At 53.6% G+C, this 21231-nt stretch carries 5 protein-coding genes and 2 pseudogenes; 5 read left to right on the forward strand and 2 right to left on the reverse strand.

Annotated features, from left to right (window positions below):
• Positions 1-80 precede the first annotated feature (80 nt).
• Positions 81-1229: an alpha-hydroxy-acid oxidizing protein gene (locus PluTT01m_RS05660; RefSeq protein ID WP_011145452.1), complete on the forward strand. Its 1149-nt coding sequence runs from the start codon at positions 81-83 to the stop codon at positions 1227-1229.
• A 153-nt stretch (positions 1230-1382) separates the two neighbouring features.
• On the opposite strand, the pseudogene PluTT01m_RS05665 reads toward PluTT01m_RS05660, so the two are convergent.
• Positions 1383-1997: pseudogene (locus PluTT01m_RS05665) on the reverse strand (transposase); the annotation flags it as partial.
• Positions 1998-2473: 476 nt separating this feature from the next.
• Between PluTT01m_RS05665 and PluTT01m_RS05670 the strand changes: the two are divergent.
• The 3 genes from PluTT01m_RS05670 to ltrA all read left to right on the forward strand — a co-directional run bounded on the left by PluTT01m_RS05670 (position 2474) and on the right by ltrA (position 5150).
• Positions 2474-2743, forward strand: coding sequence for a hypothetical protein (locus PluTT01m_RS05670; RefSeq protein ID WP_049789751.1), 270 nt, complete (start codon positions 2474-2476; stop codon positions 2741-2743).
• Positions 2744-2859: 116 nt separating this feature from the next.
• Complete coding sequence (locus tag PluTT01m_RS05675; RefSeq protein WP_202926618.1) at positions 2860-3363, forward strand: reverse transcriptase domain-containing protein; 504 nt, start codon at positions 2860-2862, stop codon at positions 3361-3363.
• A gap of 377 nt (positions 3364-3740) precedes the next feature.
• Positions 3741-5150, forward strand: coding sequence for a group II intron reverse transcriptase/maturase (gene ltrA, locus PluTT01m_RS05685; RefSeq protein ID WP_011145454.1), 1410 nt, complete (start codon positions 3741-3743; stop codon positions 5148-5150).
• Between the two features lie 374 nt (positions 5151-5524).
• Here the strand turns inward: ltrA and PluTT01m_RS05690 are convergent.
• Positions 5525-5725: pseudogene (locus PluTT01m_RS05690) on the reverse strand (helix-turn-helix domain-containing protein); the annotation flags it as partial.
• A 547-nt stretch (positions 5726-6272) separates the two neighbouring features.
• Between PluTT01m_RS05690 and PluTT01m_RS05695 the strand changes: the two are divergent.
• Positions 6273-21224 carry a non-ribosomal peptide synthetase gene (locus tag PluTT01m_RS05695; RefSeq protein WP_049789753.1) on the forward strand — a complete coding sequence of 4984 codons (14952 nt, stop codon included), beginning with the start codon at positions 6273-6275 and terminating at the stop codon, positions 21222-21224.
• Positions 21225-21231 lie beyond the last annotated feature (7 nt).

Consider the following 21231-nt stretch of genomic DNA (forward strand, 5'->3'; position numbering starts at 1 on the left):
TTAAACAGCATAAAGTGAATCTTTTAATACATGGCAGCGGGTTGAACAGACTGAACATGACTACCTTGCACAGAAATCAGATGAGCAACAAATTACTTAACGTGGCGGATTACCGCACTTTGGCGAAGAAAAAATTACCAAAGATAATTTTTGACTACCTAGAGGGCGGTGCGGAGGATGAAAAAGGGCTACGCTATAATCAGCAGATTTTTGATCGCTGGCGTTTTATACCCCATCGATTAATTGACGTCAGTAAAAGGGATATTTCATGTACTTTGTTTAATAAGGTATGGTCAGCACCTTTTGCTATTGCTCCTACTGGGCTTAATGCCACTTTTCGGCCAAATGGCGATTTGATTCTTGCCCGGGTGGCAGCGAAAGAGAACATTCCTTTTATACTCTCCAGTGCGGCGAACATGACAATTGAAGATGTGGCTAGACAGTGTGACGGAGAAAAATGGTTCCAGCTTTATGTAGTATGTCCCGAACTGGCAGAACAAATGGTGAAGCGGGCGTTGGCCTCTGATTACACCACTTTGGTAATTACCGTTGATGTTGCGGTTAATGGCTATCGGGAACGGGATATACGTAACCAGTTCTGTCTGCCTTTGCGCTATCGTCCCGCCGTGCTGCTTGACGGCTGCCTTCATCCAAGCTGGTTGCTGCGCTTTTTATGTAACGGAATGCCTCAATTGGCGAATTTCGTCATGACGGAGAACATAGGCGTAGATGTTCAGGTCGCAGTAATGAGTCGACAAATGGATGCTAGCTTTAACTGGCAAAGCTTGGAACAGTTGCGAGCTTTATGGCCACATAAGCTCTTGGTGAAAGGGCTTGTCCGACCAGAGGAAGCTAAAAAATGTATTGAACTGGGAGCTGATGGTGTGATCCTGTCCAATCACGGTGGGAGACAGCTTGATGGCACACTTTCCCCAATGGAAACGTTAAGTGCCACGGTACAGGCGATGTATCAACCTGTCTTGATCGATAGTGGCTTCCGTCGAGGATCTGATATCGTTAAAGCGTTGGCTCTGGGAGCAAATATGGTGTTGCTGGGAAGGGCGGTATTGTATGGCCTTGCAGCGACTGGTGAACAAGGCGTCAGTGAGGTGATCCGTTTACTAAAAGAAGATATAGAACGTACATTGGTGCATATAGGCTCCCCTTCAATCAGGGGGTTGACTCCCGATTTTGTTCACAATTGTTGGCAGTTTGCAACGGTCAAATAAAACTGGACACCGTTATAAATGATGAGAAGATAAAATCTTCTCATCCAGACCGCTGACAAACCTCGTTATTTTTAACGAGGTTTGTTCCTTTCATTATGAATCATAATGCCATCCATTTTCCTCATTAACCCGGTTTAATCCTCCGCCAGGGCGCTATTTTCGCTTCTCCTGCAATAAAATACTCGCTCTCCAGAGATAAAAACAACACAGCATTGCGACCAGCAAAGCTATCTTCTTGATATTTTGGGCTGTTGCCGCCAGGAGACACTGTATTTGCACTTTCTGCAACCCACGAAAACGGGCATAGCGGTGCCCGTGATGCTGCTTCGCATCCGCAAAACTACGCTCTATCGTCTCCTTTCTTCGCTTATAGAGCTTCTTCCCCCACGGGGTTAATCGGTTTTCTCTGGCCTGCTCTTTACTGGCCTCCCAGACATGGCGGGTTAGCATTTTTCCGCCTTTCGCGTGAGTGCAGGCATCACGCTGCGGACAGCTCTGGCAGAGAGTCGCCGGCGCTTGATAATGCCGGTATCCCTGACGGTCGGTTGTGGTATAAATCAGGTTTTTGCTCTGCGGGCAGACATAGCAATCTTGCTGCCTGTCATAGGTGAAGTGTTTCTTCTGAAAGGTGTTCGGTCCCTTGTTTGGGCGGCGATAACCGATAATGGGCGTCATGCCTAACTGTTCCGTCAGATAACAAACCGGGGCCGTAAAATAGCCCGCATCCAACCCAACCGCAAGGGGATTGAGAGCAAAACGCTCTAACCTGAGAATCCTTTCCGTTAACATCCCATTTTGTGGTTATCTGACAACACAAGGTGAGTTCAACGGAACATTAGTACGCCAGACAAGCTGGCGATAGAACAGAGGGTGAAAGTCCTTTCCGGGTAAGAGCTAGCCACTCGCTCGGTCCTTTAGCTATGCGCGACTGTGGGTAACTCCTGTCGTGAAGTGTTAGCGAAGGCACTCACAGGCCAGGTATTGAGCCACGAAATCGGTAAATCGGAGGTGGTGATGCAGTTAAGGTAAGCAGAAACCCACAATGGTCAGGTTGTATTGGCGAAACCTGATCATACCTCCCGGAGTCGGAGACCCTGTGCATGTGAGGAAGTTCGTCGCACGGAACCTGGGAGATCCTGAACGGTTTCCCATCGTGAGCAGTTGGGACGATAAGGTCTAAGTGTCAAAGCAGAAGCCTTAGGGAGTTCAGGAAGTCGGACGGGAGTATAGTACCGGAGAAATCAGTGAACAAAACAGAGAACAATGTGGCGGAATTGATGGAGGGAAGGCTCCCGACCAAGGGGAACAGCCAACAGTGCGCCCGTATCCGGACACAGAGCCGGGGAAATACGACGTTACGCCTGCTGGCTGTGCGAAAAGCAGCAAAGAGGGATAGGAAACAACAGTTTACTCACCTTTTTCATCACATCAGTGAAGAACTTTTATGTCAGAGTTTTCAGCAACTTAAACGTCAGTCTGCCCCGGGCTGCGAGGGTATCACATGGGAAAACTAGGCAGAAAATCTGCAAAACAACCTCCATGCGCTCCACGGCAGACTTCATCGGGGGCAATACAGGCCCCAGCCGGCAAGGCAGGTGATGATCCTGAAAGAAGACGGGACAGAAAGGCCATGAGTATCCTGTGTCTGGAGGACAAAATCGTGCAGCAAGCGGCTGTCACGGTCTTAAATCAAATCTACGAGACCGATTTTCTCGGCTTCTCGTATGGGTTCAGACCGGGCAGAGGGCAGCACGATGCTCTGGACGCGTTGAATGTGGCCGTTATGGAGAGGAAAGTCAATTGGGTGCTGGATCTGGACATCAGTCGGTTCTTCGATACCGTGGAACATGACTGGCTCATCCGGTTTATTCAGCTCAGGATAAGGGACGGTTGGATGGTGCGATTAATCAGGCAGTGGGTTACGGTGGGGATAGTTGATGAACACGGTCACCGACAGAAGTCGCATTGTGGCACGCCGCAAGGTGCTGTCATATCGCCACTGCTGGCGAATATCTATCTGCACTACAGCTTTGATCTCTGGCTCAACGCATGGCGAAAGCGGGTGCAAGGAGAGGTGGTGATGATCCGATACGCCGATGATGGTGTGCCACGAAGGCATGCACCGGGGACGTAAGTCCCCGTGCAGCTATGCAACACAAGAGATGAGGGCAGGCCCCTCGAAGCCGTTTTACAGGAAATGGCTTCAAACCCCCCACTGCTGCTGCGTTTAAGAGACGTGGTGGTGAGCGAGATGGGAAAAGGTCGGGCATGATCCGATCAGGTAGGGATCGAAGAGACGAACGAAAGTGAACCGTTGATGATGTGTCGAAAGCGTATAGATGATGTCAAAACCATGGTGGAGTCGTTCCTGTGGGATAAGCGCAGGAGGCGACCTGTTTACTGCCTGCGCGGCATCCGGCATAAAGGCGGCGTGAAGTCGATTCAGGCTCTTGTGGGGAACGTGGGAACCTGTCACCCCGATGAGAAGGGAGAAACGCAAGTGGAGGTCCCATGAGCGCCAGAGTACCAATGCGGGGTACAGGGGCGGAGCAAGCCGTAGTAGCGTTGAAGGACCGTAATGGGTCTGGAGCAAAGGGCTTGCCCCATTGTGCTGATGGCACGACAGCAACCACGGGCGATAAAGCCGGTGGGAGGACTGCTGTAAAATCGGCAAAGCCATTTCCTGTGAGTAAGCGACAGGTGTGGGATGCGTATAAACGAGTGAAAGCTAACCGTGGTGCGGCAGGTATTGACGGACAGACACTGGCCGGGTTTGACGAGAATGTTGCAGACAATCTCTACAAGCTATGGAACAGACTGGCTTCGGGCAGTTATATGCCGCAGGCGGTAAGGCGTGTGGAGATCCCCAAAGCTGATGGTGGTGTGCGTCCGCTCGGTATTCCTGCCGTGTCGGACAGAATCGCCCAGATGGTCGTTAAACAGGTACTTGAGCCTGTACTGGAACCTCTGTTCCATGCCGACTCGTATGGCTACCGGCCGGGGAAATCTGCTCACCAGGCGATTGCGCAGGCGAGAACACGCTGCTGGCAGTTTGACTGGGTTGTGGAAATCGATATCAAAGGGTTCTTTGATAATATTGATCATGCCCTGTTACTGAAAGCAGTGCGGCATCACACACAGGAACGCTGGTTGGTGATGTATATCGAACGCTGGCTGAAGGCGCCGGTGCAAATGCCGGATGGAAGGGTGCAGGTACGGAACAGGGGGACGCCGCAGGGCGGCGTGATTTCACCTCTGATCTCGAATCTGTTCCTGCATTATGCCTTTGATATGTGGATGAAACGTCAGTTTCCCGGCGTCCCCTTTGAAAGGTATGCCGATGATGTTGTATGCCACTGTCACAGTCAGTCGCAGGCCGAAGCACTGATAAGTAAAGCAGGCCAGCGGTTCGCGCAATGTGGGCTGGAGTTGCATCCGCAGAAGACCCGGATGGTTTACTGTAAAGATGCCGATCGACGGGGGAATTACGCAGAGACGCGCTTCGACTTTCTGGGCTATACATTCCGGCCCCGTTTGTCGAAGAATCGCTGGGGTAAGACCTTCGTTAACTTCAGTCCGGGGATGAGTGCCAGAGCAGGGAAAGCAATCCGTCAGGAGGTGAGGAGTTGGGGTCTGCAAAATCGCAGTGACAAGTCCTTGTACGATCTGGCGCATATGTTCAATGCGAAAATCAGAGGCTGGATAAATTATTACGGTGCTTTTTATAAATCGGCCCTGTATCCAACGCTGAGGCAAATCGATCGCAAACTCGTGTTATGGCTGACCCGTAAACATAAGCGACTTCGGGGCCACCGGCGACGGGCCAGTCACTGGCTGGCGCGTGTTGCGCGGAGTGAAACGAGGTTATTTGCCCACTGGCCGCTACTATGGGGGCAGGCTTCAATGGGAAGAGCCGGATGAGCGGAGACGTTCACGTCCGGTTCCGTGAGCGCCTTGGGGGGAGGTTCCCCGGGGCGACTCGACCAGTCCTGGGCTTCCAGAAACATCAGGATGCTCTGGCGTGCCAATCCCTGCTACAACGACGACTGATGCAGTTTGGGCTGAAGGTACACCCAGCGAAAACCCGGCTGGTACGGTTTGGTCGCTTTGCGTTAAAGCAATATGAGGAGCGACCGGAGAGGGGCAAGCCGGGGACGTTTGATTTTCTGGGATTGACGCATTATATAGGACGACTACACACGGGCAAGGATGCGGTGATGCGCAAAACCCAACGAAAACGATGTCAAACACAACTGAAGCGAATAAAGCAGGGGCTGCGGCAACGGCTATTCCTACCGCGACCGATTGAGGTAATCACCGATATGGCGGTCAACGGTGGTCTGATGGAGTCGCAATGCTTGGGCTATCATCACAGAACTCCACCCTTCAGAAGTCAGAAGGATAGCTTTTATTCTGTCTCGTACTTGACCATCACGAGTTGTGTCGTGAAGACGCTCAAGTTTGATTTTTTGTTCTGATGTAATAAATATTTTCATAGCGAGGATAATGATCTCCATTTCGGATAAAATCAAGCATCTTCAATGATTACGGGTATATACACAATCAAGCGAAACAGAAAGATAACAGGTTTTAAAAAAATTGGTTTTTCATAACCACTTATAGATACTATATCTTTTCTGAATTATTTTGTTGCTTATAAATCGTTATGAAAAACAAGTTATGAGTTTTTTCTGTATCTGTTTTTGTGATTTTTATTATTTTATATTAACTGGTTGTTTTTATGTGTTATTTTAGTGTGGTTCATGTTTATTGTTTGAAAGTTCATGGTGATTTTTAAATGTAAAATAATATTTGTTCTTGGGTTCACATATTAATAGTAAACGTCATGATGTTTGTATTTTTCAATGAAGGGCTGTGTGGTTTTTAAAGCTGACAGGAAATGTTGTCATAAATATTTTATGAATACTTGATTAATTAATGATATTATCCTCAGCTCAATGAAATAGAAAGTAATAATAAATAGTTATGATAACTATAGGATTAACACACTTAAAATAACCAATAAATTTATTGAGGTAATAAATGAAAGATAACATTGCTACAGAGGGAAATATGTTTAAAAGCGAAGTACTTTCTCAGAAGTTAGATGAAAATACCCCACATCATACAGATGAGACACCGATTCCATCACGAAAATGCGTTGTAGTCGGGGGGACATCCCTTGCGGTGTCCTGTGCTGAACAAATTCAATCCGCTGGACATATTATACAAGCAGTGTTATCTACAGATAGTGTTTTGCAAACATGGGCTGAGCAGCAGGGGATTGATTGGGTTAATTCGGTGGAAGAATTACAAGAACACATCCAGTTACAGCCTGTTGACTGGCTTTTCTCCATTGTCAATCCTCTCATTTTGCCTGCCTCATTAATTAAACAAATCCGCGGAGGCGCTTTTAATTATCATGACAGTCCCTTGCCGCGTTATGCAGGTAGCCATGCAACGTCCTGGGCGCTGTTAGCGAGGGAAATAGCGTATGCCATTTCCTGGCACTGTATTGAAGGCGCTGTGAATGGCGGAAACATTGCTGTGCAATGGCCGGTCTCGATTGAAGAACAGGATACGGCTTTTTTATTGAATCTGAAATGTTATCAGGCGGCTCAGAAAGGATTTAATGAACTCTTAACAGCGCTGAGTCACGACACATTAATAACCTACCCGCAAAATCTTTCGCAACGGCGTTTTTATGCGCTGTCGCATCGCCCGGAGGCGGGTGGGTACTTATGTTGGAAACAGCCGGGCGAGGTATTGTCTGCGTTAGTGCGCGCATTAGACTTTGGCGAGAATGACGCCAATCCATTAGGTTACCCAAAACTGTTATTAAAACAGGATACGGTACGAATTTCCTGGCTTCAGCGGTTGGGTACCTGTTCTGGGGAAAAACCGGGGACGTTGATTCGTGTGGAGGAGGAGGGCTGGCAGGTGTCGACGGGCAGTGAGGATGTCCGGATCGGGGGATTTTCCACATTGGAAGGCCAGTTATTGTCTGTCCGTGAGCTGACAGAAATATCAGAACTGCAACCCGGTGAACAATTGCCTTTGATTTCGCCCCAACAGGCACAGAATATCAAGAATACACTTCAAAAGTTCGCCCCTGATGAACCTTTCTGGTGTCAGCGTCTTACCGGCTGGCAACCCAGCCATTTACCTTTCGATATCTCCCATAAGACAGCAGAACCCCGCTGGGCAATAAGTCCCTGGCAATCTGCGTTTTCCCAAAAAAGTCAGGAAGCGACATGGAAAACGTTATTACAGGCATTCGTTATCTATCTGACGCGGTTGACCCAGCAAACGGTATGTCAGGTTGGTTGGTATGTGGGAGCAAACGAGGAGTTATCAAATATGGCATCGATGGTGCCCATGACCGTTGAAGCCGAATTTAATAAACCGTGGAGTGAGGTTGTTGTCGCTGTTGATAATGAACTGGCCCTGCTGGCACAACATGGCACATACAGTCGTGACCTTTTTTCGCGTTTTCCTGCACTGTCCGTTATCCCAGAATTAAGAACGTGCTATCCATGGCCGATAGCTGTCTCTGTCGTGCCGGATAGCCGGTTAGGTGATCAGGAAAGGTCTAGCGAATTACTGACATTTCAGATAAATACACAGGGTGGTTTCCGTTGGATTTATGATGAAAATCGTCTGGATACGGCAGTGATCCTGCGGATGAGTGAACATTTGCAGCAGTTATTGTCATTAGAAAAGACAAATGAAGCCATCCCCATCGGGCAGCTTAATTTGCTTTCTGAAACTGAACGGATGTTGCTCTTGAAAACCTGGAATGCGACAGCAATGCCGTATCCTGAAGATTTGTATATTCATCAGTTATTTGAACAACAGGTGGCGAAAACCCCGGAAGCGACGGCTTTGGTGTATGAAAATCAGTCCCTGAGTTATGCCGAATTAAATACTCGTGCTAATCGGTTGGCCCATCAACTTATTGCGTTGGGCGTAGAGCCGGATCAGCGGGTAGCGATTTGTGTCTCACGTTCACCGGCCATGGTGGTGGGATTATTGGCGGTATTAAAAGCTGGCGGTGCTTACGTCTCGCTCGATCCAAGTTATCCTGTTGAACGATTGGCGTATATGCTCAACGATGCCGCACCGGTGGTTTTGCTGACCCAGAGCGTGCTCGCTGACAGTTCGAAGCATGCATTCTCTGCGGCTGACTACACAATTGTACTGCTGGATGCCCCTGACGCTGCACAGGTTGAACAACCTGACCATAATCCGGAACCCCAAACTTTGGGGCTGACATCACGCCATCCGGCCTACATTATCTACACCTCCGGTTCCACCGGTTTACCTAAGGGGGTGGAGATGCCGCAGGCGGGTCTGTTAAACCTGCTACAATGGCACCGTCAATCCCCGTCACAACCCGCCGGAAACGGTAAAACTCTCCAGTTTGCCGCACTGGGATTTGATGTCGCTTTTCAGGAAATCTTCACCACCTTGTGTGAAGGCGGCTGTCTGGTGCTGATTAATGAGTCCCTGCGCCGGCAGCCGGAACAGCTTCTCCGCCTGATCTCGCAACAACGGATTGACCGAATTTTCCTTCCCTATATTGCACTCCAGCACCTTGCGGAAGCAGCCAGCCACAGCGGGGAAGATTTTTCCTGTCTGGCCCATATCGTCACCGCGGGCGAACAACTGCGTATAACACCGGCCATTCAGCGTTTTCTGCAACGTGCAGAAGGTTGCCGCTTACACAATCACTATGGCCCGACTGAAAGCCATGTGACAACGGCATACATTCTGGATCAGGATCCGAACCGGTGGCCCACTTTGCCTCCCATCGGTCGCCCGATTGCCAATAACCGTATCTATATTCTTGACACGTGCGGTCAGCCTGTTCCGCTGGGGGGACTTGGGGAGATTTATATTGCGGGTCAAGGCGTCGCACGGGGTTATCTGAACCGGCCTGAACTGACGGCAGAACGTTTCCTGGCCGACCCGTTCAGCGATAAACCGGATGCCCGCATGTACCGCACCGGGGATTTGGCGCGTTATTTGCCGGACGGCAATCTGGAATTTTTGGGTCGTACTGACCAGCAGGTGAAAATCCGCGGTTTCCGCATTGAACCGGGGGAAATTGAAGCGCGGCTGGCCGAACACCCGGCGGTGCGTGAAGCTGTGGTGCTGGCACGGGGGGAAGGGCTGGACAAACGGCTGGTGGCGTATGTGGCGGCGGACGTGGAAGAAGAGCTGGTGAATAACTTACGTGAGCGCCTGAGTCAAGTTTTGCCGGAGTATATGGTGCCGGCGGCGGTGGTGCGTCTGGACCGCTTCCCGCTAACCCCGAACGGCAAACTGGACCGCCGGGCGCTGCCGGTGCCCGGGGAGGACGCCTTTGCCCGCCAGCGTTATGCAGCCCCGCAGGGCGCCACCGAAACTGCCCTGGCGGCGATCTGGCGAGAGTTACTGGGTATCGAAAAAATCAGCCGGCATGACAATTTCTTTGCCCTGGGCGGGCATTCTTTGCTGGCGGTACGGGTGATGAACCGGATAATGACCGTACTGGGTGTGGAGCTCCCGCTGGCGGCGCTGTTTCATTCGCCTTCGCTGGCGGCCTTAGCGCAGGCGGCACAGAAACAAGACCGGCCCGCCTTGCCCGCCATACTGCCGGTCTCCCGGACGGAAACTTTGCCGTTATCCTTGGCCCAGCAGCGTTTATGGTTCCTGGCCCAGCTCGATGGGGTCAGTGAAACGTATCATATCCCCCTGGCGCTGCATTTACGCGGCCGGCTGGATATCGCCGCCTGGCAGCAGGCCCTGAATGCCGTCTTTGCCCGCCATGAAGCATTGCGCACGGTTTTTGTTTCCGTTGACGGTCAGCCTCAGATTCATCTGTTGGCGGCAGACGACGGGTTGCCGCTGGTACAGCATGATTTGCGCGGGCATCCGGATGCTGACACGGAATTAGAACGCCTGTGTGCTGGAGAAATGTCTGCACCGTTTGACCTCAGCCGGGGACCGCTTATCCGGGCGGAACTTATCCGACTGACGGAAGAGGATTATCGTTTTTTGCTGACCCAGCATCATATTGTGTCCGATGGCTGGTCAGTCAATGTGCTGATAAATGAACTGAACGCACTCTACGCCGCCTTTCTGGCCGGTCAGCCGGACCCGCTGCCCCCATTGGCCATTCAGTACCCGGATTACGCCGCCTGGCAGCATCAGTGGTTTTCCGCCGAACGTACCCAGGTGCAGTCGGACTACTGGCGCACAACACTGGCCGATGCCCCGGTGCTGCTGGCGTTGCCCACAGACCGTCCCCGCCCGCCAGAGCCGTCGTTTGCCGGTCAGATATTACCGGTTCACTTGGGACCCGAATTAACCACCGCCCTGAAACAGTTAAGCCAGCAGCACGGGGTTACCCTGTTTATGACCGTGTTGTCGGCCTGGGGCGTGGTCTTATCGCGGCTGTCCGGTCAGGAGGATATTATTATCGGCACCCCGAGTGCCGGCCGCAGCCGGCAGGAAGTAGAATCGTTGATGGGGTTCTTCGTGAATACGCTGGCCTTGCGTATGCACTTCTCGGGTGCATTAACGGTCGCCGAATTGCTGACCCAAGTCCGGCAAACCGCGTTAGCGGCCCAGGCCCATCAGGATCTGCCGTTTGAGCAGGTGGTGGAAATTGTCCAACCGCCGCGCCGGCTGGCGCATACGCCGCTGTTCCAGGTCATGTTTGCCTGGCAGAGCAATGAACACACGGACTGGGCATTGCCGGGCCTGATGGCGTCACCGATTGACCAAACTTTAGATACTGTCAAATTTGATCTCGAACTGGATATGTTTGAGGATAATGGCGCGATTTCAGGTAATTTACGTTATGCCACCGCCCTGTTTGATCAGACAACTATGGAACGACACATTGGCTACCTGCGGACTGTGTTGCAGGTGATGGTCGCTAACCACCAACAGCGGATCGGGGAAATTGATATCCTGACATCGGCAGAGCGCCGGTTATTGCTGGAAACGTGGAATGCCACGGAAACGCCGTATCCTGAAGACTTATGTATTCATCAGTTATTTGAACGGCAGGCAGCGACAACCCCGGACGCCATTGCCCTGGTGTATGAAAATCAGTCGCTCAGTTACGCGGAACTCAACGCCCGGGCGAACCGGCTGGCACATCAATTAATTACGCTGGGGGTCGTGCCCGACCAGTTAGTGGCGATTTGTGTCTCACGCTCACCGGCCATGGTGGTCGGGATATTGGCCATCCTGAAAGCCGGTGGGGCGTATGTGCCGTTGGATCCGGCTTATCCCGGTGAGCGTCTGGCGCATATGCTCACCGATGCTGCCCCGGCTATTATTCTGGCGGATGAGACAGGACGGACAGCTTTGGGAGAGAAGGCGCTGGCTGGACGGAAGGTGCTTGATCCGAATAGCCTGCCTGAGCAACCGGACAGTAATCCACAGATAGCGGCATTGATCCCCTGTCATCTGGCCTATGTCATTTACACCTCCGGTTCGACCGGTGCGCCTAAAGGGGTAATGGTAGAACATCAGGCAATTTATCAACGCTATCTGGGCCTTAATGAGACTTATGCGGTTACGGCGCAAGACCGGATACTGCAATTTTCATCGTTTGCATTTGATGCGTCAGTCGAGGAATTTTTCTCGTCATTATGCCATGGTGCCACGCTGGTGATGCGCGATGATAACTGGTTGTCTTCTATACAAGCGTTTATTTCTTTAACTCAGCAAAACCGTATCACGGTGATGTCTCTGCCGACCCTATTTTGGTCTGAACTGGCGGGTAGAGACAAGGCATTACGACTACCGGATTGTCTCAGATTAATCATTATTGGTGGTGAGGAGATGAAAACGCGGGCTATTCAGAATTGGTTTGCACAGGAAACTCATCACCCACGGTTATTGAATACTTATGGTCCGACTGAAAATACCGTGATTGCGACTTGTCAGGCGATATTATCCTCGGAGGATGATGGCTCAATTGGCCGGCCGGTAAGCAATACTTGTATTTATTTGTTAGATAGATACGGTCAGCCGGTACCATTAGGTTGCATTGGAGAACTGTATATCGGCGGCGTGGGTGTGGCCCGGGGTTACCTGAACCAGCCTGAATTAACGGCAGAACGTTTTCTGGCTGACCCGTTCAGTGGTAAACCCCATGCCCGGATGTACCGCACCGGAGATTTGGCCCGCTACTTGCCGGACGGCAATCTGGAATTTTTGGGCCGCACTGACCAGCAGGTGAAAATCCGTGGCTTCCGCATTGAACCGGGGGAGATTGAAGCCCGGCTGACCGAACACCCGGCGGTACGTGACTCTGTAGTCGTGGCTCAGGGGGAAGGGCAGGATAAACGGCTGGTGGCGTATGTGGTGGCAGAAGCTCATGTGGAGCTAGCGAATAGCCTGCGTGCTTATCTACAAGCTGTTTTGCCAGACTATATGGTGCCGGCGGCGTTTGTGCGTCTGGAGGCGCTGCCATTAACCCTGAACGGCAAGCTGGACCGTCGGGCATTGCCGGTACCGGATGATGACTCGTTTGCCCGGCAGGCTTATGCGCCGCTGCGGGGGGAAACGGAAAACGCCCTGGCGGTGATTTGGGGTGACCTGCTGGGCATTGAGCAAGTCAGCCGGCATGACAATTTCTTTGCGCTGGGCGGGCATTCGCTGCTGGCGGTGCGGATGGTGGAACGCCTGCGCCAGCTGGGGCTGACACTGGCGGTGCGCGACCTGTTTCAGTCACCAGTGTTATCAGACCTGGCGCAAACGCTGGGACAGCATCAGACCCTGGAAATCCCACCGAATATGATTACCCCCACGACACGGCAACTGACGCCGGCAATGTTACCACTGGTGGATTTGACGCAGGCGGATATTGACCACATTGTCAGACAAGTGCCGGGTGGGATGGCAAATATCCAGGATATCTATGCCCTGTCGCCCCTGCAGGACGGGATTTTATTCCACCATTTACTGGCAAATGAGGGTGATCCGTATTTGTTGACCAGCCAGATGGTGTTTGCGGACCGGGCCCTGCTGGAGCGCTATTTAATGGCGGTGCAGCAGGTGGTGGATCGCCACGATATCTTGCGGACCGCCTTTATCTGGCAGGGGGTATCGGTTCCGGCGCAAGTGGTCTGGCGTCAGGCCACCGTGTCGGTGACAGAGCTGACGCTGGATGCGGCAGATAGCCCGGTCGGTGAGCAGTTAAACCGGCGTTTTGACCCGTGCCACTGTCGTCTCGAGTTGAGCCAGGCACCGCTGCTGCAGTTTGTCATTGCCCGGGAAGAAAGCGGCCACTGGCTCTTACAGGAATTGCACCACCATCTGATTGGTGACCATACGACGCTGGAGGTGATGCACCGTGAAGTGCAGGCTTATCTGGCAGGGCGGGAAGAAAATCTGTCTGCACCGGTGCCATTCCGTCATCTGGTGGCGCAGGCCCGGCTGGGCGTGAGTCAGGCCGCCCACACCCGTTTCTTTATCGATATGCTGGCAGACGTGGCGGAGCCGACGTTGCCGTTTGGGTTGACGGAAGTGCATCGTGATGGTTCGCAGGTAACGGAGTTCCACCGGTTGCTGGCCCCTGAATTGAATGACCGCTTGCGCCATCAGGCCCGGCAGTTAGGCGTCAGCTTGGCGGCGTTGTGTCATCTGGCCTGGGCCCAGGTGCTGTCACGTACCAGCGGGCAGGAAAAGGTGGTGTTCGGCACCGTGCTGGTCGGGCGTATGGCGGCGGGAGAAGGGGCAGACAGTGGGATGGGGCTGTTTATTAATACCTTGCCGCTGCGACTGGATATCGATAACACACCGGTGCGGGAGAGTGTGCGGCAGGCCCAGTCCCGGCTGGCCGGATTACTGGCGCATGAGCATGCCTCACTGGCACTAGCTCAACGTTGCAGTGGGGTTGCCAGTGGTACTCCGTTGTTCAATACACTGTTGAACTACCGACATAATGCGCCACTGGCGGCTACCGATAACATGATGGAAGGTGTCGAATTCCTTGGTGGGCAGGAACGTACTAATTACCCGTTTGCCCTGTCGGTGGAGGATTTTGGGGATGCCCTGGGGCTGACGGCGCAAGTGATACGACCGTTTAACCCTGAGCAAATATGTGGTTACATGCAGCAGGCATTGGAAAGCTTGGCGGAAGCGCTGGAACACACGCCGGACAGGCCGGTTAGGGCATTGGAAATTCTGCCGGAAGCGGAACGTACGCTGTTGTTAAAAACCTGGAACGCGACAGAAACCGTCTATCCAGACCAGTTATGTATTCATCAGTTGTTTGAACAACAGGTGGGGAGAACGTCTGATGCCACAGCACTCATATATGAAGAGCAAACACTCAGCTATGCCGAACTGAATGCCCGTGCTAACCGATTGGCTCATGAATTGATCGTTTTAGGTGTCGTACCAGACCAGCGGGTCGCAATTTGTGTGGCCCGTTCACCGGCAATGATAGTGAGCATATTGGCCGTGTTGAAAGCCGGTGGGGCTTATGTACCGCTAGATCCGTCCTATCCGGGAGCGCGTTTGGCGCATATCTTGGATGATATAGCGCCGTTAGTAGTCCTGGCTGATAAGGCAGGGTATGCAGCACTGGATGAAAAAGCGTTAGACGGAGTGATTGTCCTCGATCCAAATACATCAGTAAACCAACTGGACAGCAACCCGACGGTGCCAACACTGACCTCACGGCATCTGGCCTATGTGATTTATACATCAGGTTCGACAGGCACACCAAAGGGCGTGATGGTTGAGCATCGCGGGCTGGTTAACCTGATTCAAGAGAAAATTACTCAGTTCAGTATCAACCCTGAAAGTCGAGTGTTGCAGTTTGCCTCCTTGGGGTTCGACGCCAGCATTTGGGAAATCATGATTGCGTTAGGAGGTGGTGCCAGTCTGGTTATCGCTGCCGACACAGTTCGTTATGACCCACATCGCCTCTGGCATTATCTGGAACAACAAGCGGTAACACATATCACTCTGCCTCCGGCTTTGCTTCAGAATGGAGCCAATTTACCGTCGTTAACAATAAGACCAACAGTGATACTGTGTGGTGAAGCGCCCAATGCGGTATTGCTTCAGGAGCTATGTGACAGGGTAATTTTGTTTAATGCTTATGGCCCGACAGAAAGCACGGTTTGTGCCACGATCTGGCGTTGCCCGTCAGGCTATACAGACGCGTTAGTCCCTATCGGATATCCAACAGCCAACAGCCAGGTTTATCTGTTGGATGCTGACGGCCAGCCGGTGCCACTGGGGGCGGTGGGGGAGCTATACATTGGTGGTGTGGGTGTGGCGCGGGGTTATCTGAACCGGCCTGAACTGACGGCAGAGCGTTTCTTGCCCGATCCGTTCAGTGATAAACCGGATACGCGAATGTACCGCACCGGGGATTTGGCGCGTTATTTGCCGGACGGCAATCTGGAATTTTTGGGCCGCAATGACCAGCAGGTAAAAATCCGCGGTTTCCGCATTGAACCGGGGGAAATCGAAGCGCGGCTGGCCGAACACCCGGCGGTGCGTGAAGCCGTGGTACTGGCACGGGGGAAAGGGACGGACAAACGGCTGGTGGCGTATGTGGCGGCCGATGCGAAAGCGGGGCTGGTCAACCGCCTGCGGGCGCGCCTGAGTGCCCAATTGCCGGACTATATGGTGCCGGCGGCGTTGGTGCGCCTGGATCGCTTCCCGTTAACCCCGAACGGCAAACTGGACCGCCGGGCGCTGCCAGTACCCGGGAAGGACGACTTTGCCCGTCAGCTTTATGCAGCCCCGCAGGGCACCACTGAAACCGCCCTAGCGGCGGTCTGGCGTGAGTTGCTGGGCCTTGAACAAGTCAGTCGGCATGACAATTTCTTTGCCCTGGGCGGGCATTCCCTGCTGGCCGTACGGCTGATTGAACGTCTGCGTCAGCTGGGGTTGACATTGCTGGTGCGCGACTTGTTTCAAACACCAGTACTGTCAGATCTAGCCCAGACACTGGGGCAGCATCAGACCGAAAGCGTGGCGGTGCCTGCCAATGTGATTACTCCGGATACCACCACGCTCACGCCAGCCATGTTGCCGCTGATAGATCTGACGCAGACAGATATTAACCGTATCGTTGAGCAGGTACCGGGCGGCCTCAGCAACCTTCAGGACATTTATGCCCTGTCACCGCTGCAGGACGGGATCTTATTCCACCATTTGCTGGCAAGTGAGGGCGATCCGTACCTGTCGACCGGTCAGATGGTGTTTGCGGACCGAGCTGTGCTGGACCGCTACCTGTCGGCGGTCCAGCAGGTGATCAACCGCCATGATATTCTGCGCACCGCCTTTATCTGGCAGAGGCTGTCAGAGCCGGCGCAGGTGGTCTGGCACCAGGCCCCGTTATCCGTCACCGAATTGACATTAGATCCGGCAGACGGGCCGGTCAGTGAGCAGTTAAGCCGGCGTTTTGACCCGCGCCATTATCGTCTGAACTTAAATGAAGCCCCATTATTGCAGTTCGTCGTAGCCCGGGACACGGAAGGGCGTTGGTGCTTACTGGAATTACAGCATCACCTGATTGGTGACCATACCACGTTAGAAGTCCTGCACCGTGAAATCCGGGCGTTTCTGACGGGGCTGGCGGAAACGCTGCCGGCCCCGGTGCCGTTCCGCAATCTGGTGGCCCAGGCCCGGTTAGGCCTGAGTCAGGAAGAACACACCCGTTTCTTCACCGACATGCTGTCGGAGGTGGCAGAGCCGACCCTGCTGTTCGGCGTGGCGGAGGTCCACCGTGACGGCTCACAGGTGACGGAATTCCACCGGATGTTGCCGGCGGAACTGAATGACCGTCTGCGTCAGCAGGCGCAGCAATTGGGCGTCAGTCTGGCAACGTTGTGCCATCTGGCCTGGGCGCAGGTGTTGTCACGCACCAGCGGGCAGGAAAAGGTGGTGTTCGGCACAGTGCTGTTCGGGCGCATGGCAGCGGGAGCAGGGATGGATAACGGGCTAGGGCTGTTTCTTAATACCCTGCCACTACGGCTGGATATCGATAACACACCGGTGCGGGAGAGTGTGCAGCAGGCCCAGTCCCGGCTGGCCGGATTACTGGCGCATGAGCATGCGTCACTGGTGCTGGCGCAACAGTGCAGTGGTATCGACAACACAGGCCCGCTCTTCAGTGCCCTGCTGAACTACCGGCATAATGCGGTATCAGCCCTGTCTGATGAGGAGCTAAACGGGGTTGAGTTTATGGGCGGGCAGGAGCGGACGAACTACCCGTTTACGCTGTCGGTGGAGGATTTTGGTGATGCGCTGGGGCTGACGGCTCAGGTTGTCGAGCCGTTTGACCCGGCACGGATATGCGGTTATATGCAGCAAGCGCTGGAAAGTCTGGCAGAGGCGTTGGCGCACACCCCGGACAGGCCGGTTGGGGCGTTAGATATTCTGCCGGCCGCGGAACGTACCTTGTTGCTAAAAATCTGGAATGCCACGGAAACGCTGTATCCTGAAGATTTGTATATTCATCAGTTATTTGAACAACAGGTGGCGAAAACCCCGGAAGCGACGGCTTTGGTGTATGAAAATCAGTTCCTGAGTTATGCCGAATTAAATACTCGTGCTAATCGGTTGGCCCATCAACTTATTGCGTTGGGCGTAGAGCCGGATCAGCGGGTAGCGATTTGTGTCTCACGTTCACCGGCCATGGTGGTGGGATTATTGGCGGTATTAAAAGCTGGCGGTGCTTATGTCTCGCTCGATCCAAATTATCCTGTTGAACGATTGGCGTATATGCTCAACGATGCCGCACCGGTGGTTTTGCTGACCCAGAGCGTGCTCGCTGACAGTTCGAAGCATGCATTCTCTGCGGCTGACTACACAATCGTACTGCTGGATGCCCCTGACGCTGCACAGGTTGAACAACCTGACCATAATCCGGAACCCCAAACTTTGGGGCTGACATCACGCCATCCGGCCTACATTATCTACACCTCCGGTTCCACCGGTTTACCTAAGGGGGTGGAGATGCCGCAGGCGGGTCTGTTAAACCTGCTACAATGGCACCGTCAATCCCCGTCACAACCCGCCGGAAACGGTAAAACTCTCCAGTTTGCCGCACTGGGATTTGATGTCGCTTTTCAGGAAATCTTCACCACCTTGTGTGAAGGCGGCTGTCTGGTGCTGATTAATGAGTCCCTGCGCCGGCAGCCGGAACAGCTTCTCCGCCTGATCTCGCAACAACGGATTGACCGAATTTTCCTTCCCTATATTGCACTCCAGCACCTTGCGGAAGCAGCCAGCCACAGCGGGGAAGATTTTTCCTGTCTGGCCCATATCGTCACCGCGGGCGAACAACTGCGTATAACACCGGCCATTCAGCGTTTTCTGCAACGTGCAGAAGGTTGCCGCTTACACAATCACTATGGCCCGACTGAAAGCCATGTGACAACGGCATACATTCTGGATCAGGATCCGAACCGGTGGCCCACTTTGCCTCCCATCGGTCGCCCGATTGCCAATAACCGTATCTATATTCTTGACACGTGCGGTCAGCCTGTTCCGCTGGGGGGACTTGGGGAGATTTATATTGCGGGTCAAGGCGTCGCACGGGGTTATCTGAACCGGCCTGAGCTGACGGCGGAACGTTTCCTGGCTGACCCGTTCAGCGATAAACCGGATGCCCGCATGTACCGCACCGGGGATTTGGCCCGTTACTTGCCGGACGGCAATCTGGAATTTTTGGGCCGCACTGACCAGCAGGTGAAAATCCGCGGTTTCCGCATTGAACCGGGGGAAATTGAAGCGCGGCTGGCCGAACACCCGGCGGTGCGTGAAGCCGTGGTGCTGGCACAGGGGGAAGGGCTGGACAAACGGCTGGTGGCGTATGTGGCGGCGGACGTGGAAGAAGAGCTGGTGAATAACTTACGTGAGCGCCTGAGTCAAGTTTTGCCGGAGTATATGGTGCCGGCGGCGGTGGTGCGTCTGGACCGCTTCCCGCTAACCCCGAACGGTAAACTGGACCGCCGGGCGCTGCCGGTGCCCGGGGAGGACGCCTTTGCCCGCCAGCGTTATGCAGCCCCGCAGGGCGCCACCGAAACTGCCCTGGCGGCGATCTGGCGAGAGTTACTGGGTATCGAAAAAATCAGCCGGCATGACAATTTCTTTGCTCTGGGTGGGCATTCTTTGCTGGCGGTACGGGTGATGAACCGGATAATGACCGTACTGGGTGTGGAGCTCCCGCTGGCGGCGCTGTTTCCTTCGCCTTCGCTGGCGGCCTTAGCGCAGGCGGTACAGAAACAAGACCGGCCCGCCTTGCCCGCCATACTGCCGGTCTCCCGGACGGAAACTTTGCCGTTATCCTTGGCCCAGCAGCGTTTATGGTTCCTGGCCCAGCTCGACGGGGTCAGTGAAACGTATCATATCCCCCTGGCGCTGCATTTACGCGGCCGGCTGGATATCACCGCCTGGCAGCAGGCCCTGAATGCCGTCTTTGCCCGCCATGAAGCATTGCGCACGGTTTTTGTTTCGGTTGACGGTCAGCCTCAGATTCATCTGTTGGCGGCAGACGACGGGGTGCCGCTGGTACAGCATGATTTGCGCGGGCATCCGGATGCTGATACGGAATTAGAACGCCTGTGTGCTGGAGAAATGTCTGCACCGTTTGACCTCAGCCGGGGACCGCTTATCCGGGCGGAACTTATCCGACTGACGGAAGAGGATTATCGTTTTTTGCTGACCCAGCATCATATTGTGTCCGATGGCTGGTCAGTCAATGTGCTGATAAATGAACTGAACGCACTCTACGCCGCCTTTCTGGCCGGTCAGCCGGATCCGCTGCCCCCATTGGCCATTCAGTACCCGGATTACGCCGCCTGGCAGCATCAGTGGTTTTCCGCCGAACGTACCCAGGCGCAGGCGGACTACTGGCGCACAACACTGGCCGATGCCCCGGTGCTGCTGGCGTTGCCGACAGACCGTCCCCGCCCGCCAGAGCCGTCGTTTGCCGGTCAGGTATTACCGGTTCACTTGGGACCCGAATTAACCACCGCCCTGAAACAGTTAAGCCAGCAGCACGGGGTTACCCTGTTTATGACCGTGTTGTCGGCCTGGGGCGTGGTCTTATCGCGGCTGTCCGGTCAGGAGGATATTATTATCGGCACCCCGAGTGCCGGCCGCAGCCGGCAGGAAGTGGAATCGTTGATGGGGTTCTTCGTGAATACGCTGGCCTTGCGTATGCACTTCTCGGGTGCATTAACGGTCGCCGAATTGCTGACCCAAGTCCGGCAAACCGCGTTAGCGGCCCAGGCCCATCAGGATCTGCCGTTTGAGCAGGTGGTGGAAATTGTCCAACCGCCGCGCCGGCTGGCGCATACGCCGCTGTTCCAGGTCATGTTTGCCTGGCAGAACAATGAACACACGGACTGGGCATTGCCGGGCCTGATGGCGTCACCGATTGACCAAATTTTAGATACTGTCAAATTTGATCTCGAACTGGATATGTTTGAGGATAATGGCGCGATTTCAGGTAATTTACGTTATGCCACCGCCCTGTTTGATCAGACAACTATGGAACGACACATTGGCTACCTGCGGACTGTGTTGCAGGTGATGGTCGCTAACCACCAACAGCGGATCGGGGAAATTGATATCCTGACATCGGCAGAGCGCCGGTTATTGCTGGAAACGTGGAATGCCACGGAAACGCCGTATCCTGAAGACTTATGTATTCATCAGTTATTTGAACGGCAGGCAGCGACAACCCCGGGCGCTATTGCCCTGGTGCATGAAAATCAGTCGCTCAGCTATGCGGAACTCAATGCCCGGGCGAACCGACTGGCTCGTCAACTCATTGCACTGGGAGTTCGTCCCGGCGGACATATAGCGCTGTTGTTTGAACGCTCAATAGCACTGGTGGTCGCCCAGCTGGCGGTGCTTAAAGCCTGTCTTTCCTACACAAATATTTTAACCCGCCCCCGCGTTATTGAACTTTTCCCTCATAGATTGATCTCAATAAAAAACACGACTTGAGGTAATC

It is taken from the genome of Photorhabdus laumondii subsp. laumondii (assembly GCF_003343245.1).
GTDB classification, from domain to species: Bacteria; Pseudomonadota; Gammaproteobacteria; order Enterobacterales; family Enterobacteriaceae; genus Photorhabdus; species Photorhabdus laumondii.

Excerpts from the sequence above, each read along its gene's own strand:
- PluTT01m_RS05675 (WP_202926618.1), top strand. The coding sequence starts at position 2,860 with ATGAGTATCCTGTGTCTGGAGGACAAAATCGTGCAGCAAGCGGCTGTC.
- ltrA (WP_011145454.1), top strand. The coding sequence starts at position 3,741 with ATGAGCGCCAGAGTACCAATGCGGGGTACAGGGGCGGAGCAAGCCGTA.
- PluTT01m_RS05660 (WP_011145452.1), top strand. The coding sequence starts at position 81 with ATGAGCAACAAATTACTTAACGTGGCGGATTACCGCACTTTGGCGAAG.
- PluTT01m_RS05695 (WP_049789753.1), top strand. The coding sequence starts at position 6,273 with ATGAAAGATAACATTGCTACAGAGGGAAATATGTTTAAAAGCGAAGTA.